Origin of the sequence: Halolamina salina, assembly GCF_042678005.1 — an archaeon.
GTDB lineage: Archaea > Halobacteriota > Halobacteria > Halobacteriales > Haloferacaceae > Halolamina > Halolamina salina.
In genome coordinates, this window is the sequence record NZ_JBHUDH010000008.1 from 51,677 (window position 1) to 56,675 (window position 4,999).

At 69.4% G+C, this 4,999-nt stretch carries 3 protein-coding genes and 1 pseudogene; 3 read left to right on the top strand and 1 reads right to left on the bottom strand.

Annotation, left to right across the window (positions count from 1 at the left end; translation table 11 throughout):
• The 3 genes from ACFR9S_RS01110 to ACFR9S_RS01120 form a co-directional block, all read left to right on the top strand.
• A partial coding sequence (locus tag ACFR9S_RS01110; RefSeq protein WP_379817801.1) for a hypothetical protein occupies nucleotides 1-805 on the top strand: 805 nt, incomplete at its 5' end.
• 4 nt (nucleotides 806-809) lie between these two features.
• Nucleotides 810-1,814 carry a hypothetical protein gene (locus tag ACFR9S_RS01115; protein WP_379730474.1) on the top strand — a complete coding sequence of 335 codons (1,005 nt, stop codon included), beginning with the start codon at nucleotides 810-812 and terminating at the stop codon, nucleotides 1,812-1,814.
• The gene (locus ACFR9S_RS01120) at nucleotides 1,811-4,540 is read left to right on the top strand and encodes a COG1361 family protein (protein ID WP_379730475.1); all 2,730 of its coding nucleotides are present in this window, start codon (nucleotides 1,811-1,813) and stop codon (nucleotides 4,538-4,540) included. The genes ACFR9S_RS01115 and ACFR9S_RS01120 overlap by 4 nt, the downstream gene beginning before the upstream one ends.
• Here ACFR9S_RS01120 and ACFR9S_RS01125 read toward each other — a convergent pair.
• Nucleotides 4,537-4,999 (bottom strand): annotated as a pseudogene (locus tag ACFR9S_RS01125) (hypothetical protein); the annotation flags it as partial. The gene ACFR9S_RS01120 and the pseudogene ACFR9S_RS01125 overlap by 4 nt on opposite strands.

Here is a 4,999-nt window from a genome sequence, read left to right on the forward strand (position 1 = left end):
GGCCGCACCGACGGTCGAGGCGTCGACCGAACCCGGGATCTACGAGTTCCAGGACGTGCCGGTGGGCGCCTACGAACTGCTCGCGACGGCCGACGGCTCGCCGTTCGACCCGGACCGGGAGACGGTCGAGATCGGCGCCGACGACGCCGTGACGGCCGACCTCGACGTCGGGTTCCGGTTCTCGATCGACCGGCACCGCGACGAACTCGCGGCGCTCCGGACCGCGGCCGACGAGCTGGTCCCCTCCAGTCAGATCGACACTGCGATCCACGGCTACTACGCCAGCGTCGCTCACGCGCTCGCCGACGTCGTCGAGTCGTTGCCGGAGCGCGGCGACCAGTTCGCCGGCACGGGCGTCGACCCCGACGCGGTGGCCGAGGCGCTGCTCGACACGGGGCAGGGCGTCGTCACCGTGGTCGACAACGCGCTGAACACGAAGCAGAACGTCGACCTGTTCAACGGCTGTGCGGACCTGCCGGCGGCGACTGTCGAGTGGGACGGGTTCGAGATCACGACGCTGTTCGACCTCGCAGGGAAGGAGCAGATGCTCGACCAGCAGACCGAGATTCGAACCCGCCTCACCGAACTCGAGGAGCGAATCGACGCCGAGCGGGACGAGCTGAACGTCGTCTCGCCGGCCAGCGACGTGCTCGACGAGCTCCGTAACTTCGCGCAGAACGAGATGAAGTCGGACACGACCAGAAACGCCGCGGTCGTGTTCGTCCTCCTCGGGTTCGCCGACGCGGTGGAAGAGCTGTTCGAGCGAGAGCAGCTCCGTGAGCGGCTCCAGTACACGAGGTTCTAGCACCATGCAACGATCGACACTCCCTCGACTGATCGTGACCGCGCTCCTCCTCGGCAGCGTGTTCGCCGCGAGCGGGACGCCGGTCGCCGCGTCCACAGCGGACCCGGAGACGGCCGACGAGTACCTCGCGGCGCTGCAGGAGTACGAGGAGGCGCCGGCGCTCGAGACGTACAGCGAGTTCGAAGTGATGCGGAGTCAGGCGATCACCGCCGTCCAGGTGGGCGAGTTCACGGCGACCGACCGGGAACGGATGGCGGCGATCCTCGCGACGCTCGAGACGTTCACCGACGCCTACGCCGCCGCCCAGAACGGGAGCGTGGCCGAGAGCGTCACGATCGCCAACCGAACCGCGGAGGCGATCGATCGCGTCGAGGCGGCCGACGGCGGCCAGTACGCCACGCTCGCACGGCTCGGCCTGGAGCGGTTCTACCGGCAGCAGGGCGACACGCTCTACGAACGCGGCCGTTCCGCCGAGAACACGTCGGCGAAGATCCGCTACTTCGAGGCCGCCGCCACCGCACTCGAACGCGGCGGCGCGACGACGCAGTTCTCGCGGGTGAGCGCCGAACTGAGCCAGACCGAGGCCACGTTCGAGGCCGACAAGGCCGAGCTCGAAACCGCGGTGTCGCTGGCGAGTTCCTTCAGGGCGGACTGCGGGGAGTCCTGTGCCAGCCCGGTCGCCGCGATGACCGGGCTCGGGCCGGCGGTGTTCGGCCATTACCGGCAGGCGCGTGAAGCGAACGCCGCGAGCGACACCGCGAGCCAGATCGTGGACAGACACTCCATCTCGCAGGACGCCGACCGCGTCGCGCAGCTGTCGGAGTGGACGAACCAGGCGATGCTCTCGCTGGTGATCGCGTCGACGCTGCTGCTGTTCGGCTACGCGCTCCTGATCGTCCTCCTCGTCGCGCCGGTGGCGGCTCGGATCGCGACTTGGAGCGAGGACCTGGAGCGGGCACAGGTGGGACGTATCGTTCCGGCGGACTCCGTGGAGGTGGGGGAGTCATGAGCCGCTCGATCGCCGTCCGGGCGTTCACCCTCCTCAGCTGCCTCCTGCTCGTCGTGGGGGCGGCCGCGCCGGCGGCAGGCGCGTCCACGTCGGTCGGGGTCGACGCCGCGCTGCCCGACCAGAGCGAGAGCAGCCAGCTCTCCTTTACGTTCTCCCCGGACGCGAACGCGACCGTCGACGCGACCGAGGAGATAACCCGGGCCAACGGCGACGTCACGTTCCAGTTCGTCTCCTGGCAACGGACCGACGGCTCCGGCTCGGGATCGTCGACGAGGTGGGACGTGGTCGCCGGCGCCACCTACCGCGTGACCTACGAGGCCAGCGTGATGGGGTCGGCCGACGAGGGGGTCTACAGCGGGACCGCCACCGTACAGAACCGGAACGGCGGGACGGTCGCCTCGGAGCCGCTCGAGGTCTCAGTCGATAAGCTCTACCCCGAGTTCGGCTACGCCGACCCGTCGACCAAGGAGCTCGTCTATCAGGACCCGAACTCACAGAGCGAGTCGACCTCCTTCGACGTCTCGGTGCCGAACTCCGGCGACGGCGCGATGGTGCTGTCGGAGGTGTCGTTCTCCGGACTCCCCTCCGGGATATCGGCGGAAGCCGAGCTCCCCGACTCGCCGATCGACGCGCGGTCGTCCGGCGCCGTCAGCGTCACCGTCACCGGGAGCGAGTCGCTCGACCCTGGCCGGTACAGCTTCCAGATGACGCTGACCGACAACCTCGGCAACTCCCTCGACCTCTCCGTCCCGATCGAGGTCAGGCGGCCGCCGATCGCGTCGGTGTCGGGCGGGGAGATCCAGATCGGCGACGTGCTCAACGGCACCAGCCGCGAGGTGGAGTTCACGATCGAGGAGGCGGGCGGTTACCAGGGGATCGACGGCCTCTCGGTCAGACAGATCGGGAACGAGCGTTCGGCCAGTCTCTCCTTCAGCGGAACGCGGTACGTCTCGACGGGGCCGGGCGGGAGCGCCACGGCGACCGCGTCGGTGTCGGTCGACGACGGCGTGCGACAGCACGAGGAGCTGACGTGGGACGTGGAGCTCACCCCCGATAACCAGAACGCGCCGAGCACCGTCGTCACGGTCTCCGCGCGGTCGATCTACCCGGCGATGCTCGACGGGGTCGACCTCCCGGAGACGCAGCTCGAGTTCGACGAACCCCGGTCGTCGGTCACGTCGTTCGACACGACGACCGAGGTCGGGATCAGGAACTCCGGCGACCTGGAGATGAACGTCGTCAGCGCCTCGGCGTCGATGCGCTCGGGGGAGCAGTACATCTCGGCGTCGATCGACGAGGCGCCGGGGACGGTGGCGGGGCTCTCGACGGGCGAGGCCACCCTCGACATCTCTGCCGACCCGGACACGCCCGAGGGGACGTACGACGTCGCTGTCACCGTCGACACCGAGTCGGCGGGCAGCACGACGGTCGTCGAGACGATCACCATCACGCAGGAACCCGAACTCCAGACGCAGACGGAGGTTTCCTACGGCGAGCTCACGATCACCGCGAACCAGACGCGGACGATCGACGTACAGGAGCGGCTCGGCTACGAGGCGATCGAGGGGCTGGAGATCACGAAGGTCTCTGGACCCGACCGGTGGCTGACGGTCGTGGAGCGCCCGCCGAGCCGGATCGGCTCCGGCGAGACCTCCCCGTTCATCGTCGCCGTCCAGTTCGACACCGAGGCCGAACTGTACGAGCAGTACCGGTGGACGTTCAGGATCACCGGTGACAACGTCGAGGCCCGGAACATCACCGTGACGGCCCGCGCCAGACCGTACAGCTTCGACCAGATCACGAACCCCCTCGAGGAGCGCGCCGCCGGCGGCGACTGGCAGGCGTCGACGACGGGGCCGATGAACACGATGCTGCTCGACCTCGAGGAGCGGCTGCGCGGCGACAGCGACCTCTCGAACTCCGTGCTCTCCCGTGCGCTCGCGGCCGGCCGGGCGACGCTGCTGTTCGTCGACTCCCTCGAACAGGCACGCGCCGCACAGGACAGCGGGAACTACTCGGCCGCACAGCGCTCGCTCGCCCGGGCCGCGGCCGCCCGCGACCAGATGCGACAGTACGTCACCGGCATCCAGCAGGACGATCTCCGGAACACCGGGAGTCAGTCCGTCGCCGCCGCCGAGACCGCCTTCGACGAGACGGCGTCGGTCCAACAGACGCACTACCGGGAGATGCTGGAGCAGAACAGCTCTATCTACCGGAACGCACAGGCCTACCGCGCGTTGATGCGCCTGAGCGAGTACACCGGCGATCAGGAGACCGCCGCGGAGCGGGAAGCGGCGTACCAGCGCGCCTCGGAGGAGTACCTCCGGACCGTCGAGGCCGCGGCCGCGAACCGGACGGCCGGGGAGAAAGCGTACGAGGGGTACGCCGCCAACGCGACGATCGTGCTGGTCGACTACCCGCTGGTCCTGAACCCGGCCCGACTCGACGAGGTCGGCACGACCACGAGCCGCATCTCCGAGCGGTACGACACCGCCGTCGCCCTGTACGACCGCGCCGGCGCGACCGAGGAGCGCGACGCGACCCAACAGCGGGCGAACACGATCGGACAGCGGCTCCAACTGAGCCAGTACGGGCTGTACGGCGTGACCGGCGTGTACGGGCTCGGCGTCCTCGCGCTGCTGGGGAGAACGGGGCTCAACCTCTACGCCTACTACCGGGACGTGAGCGCGTCCGCCTCGGGCGACTTCCTGCTCGACGGCGGTTAGCGGTACGGCCCGGAGACGCTGTCCGGGAAGCGTACCGCGGCCGGGCTGCTGTCTTGGACGGTGATCGCGTCGGGCGGGACCTCGGCGTTCTCGTCGGCCGAGGCACGCACGGTGAACACCCGTTCGGCGCCGTCGTCGGCCGTCACCTCAACTTCGACTTCGCCCGCGGTGTTCGGCCCGACCGAAACGAGGTGGATCGGGTACTCGACCGGGTCGCCGCCCGGCGTGATCTCGTCGACGTGTTCCGGCACCGTCCACTCGTCCAGGTCGGGACCGTCCGCTTCGAACCGCAGGTCCCGGATCGGCTCGTCGCCCTCGTTCTCGAAGCGGAGGTAGACGTTCGAGTTGGGTTGATCGGCGGTCCCCCACTCGGCGTCGGCGGTCACCGTCAGGTCGTCGAGTCGGCTGGTCGTCCGATCGACCAGCGACTCGTTGGGGACGAGCGTCTCGACCTCCCGA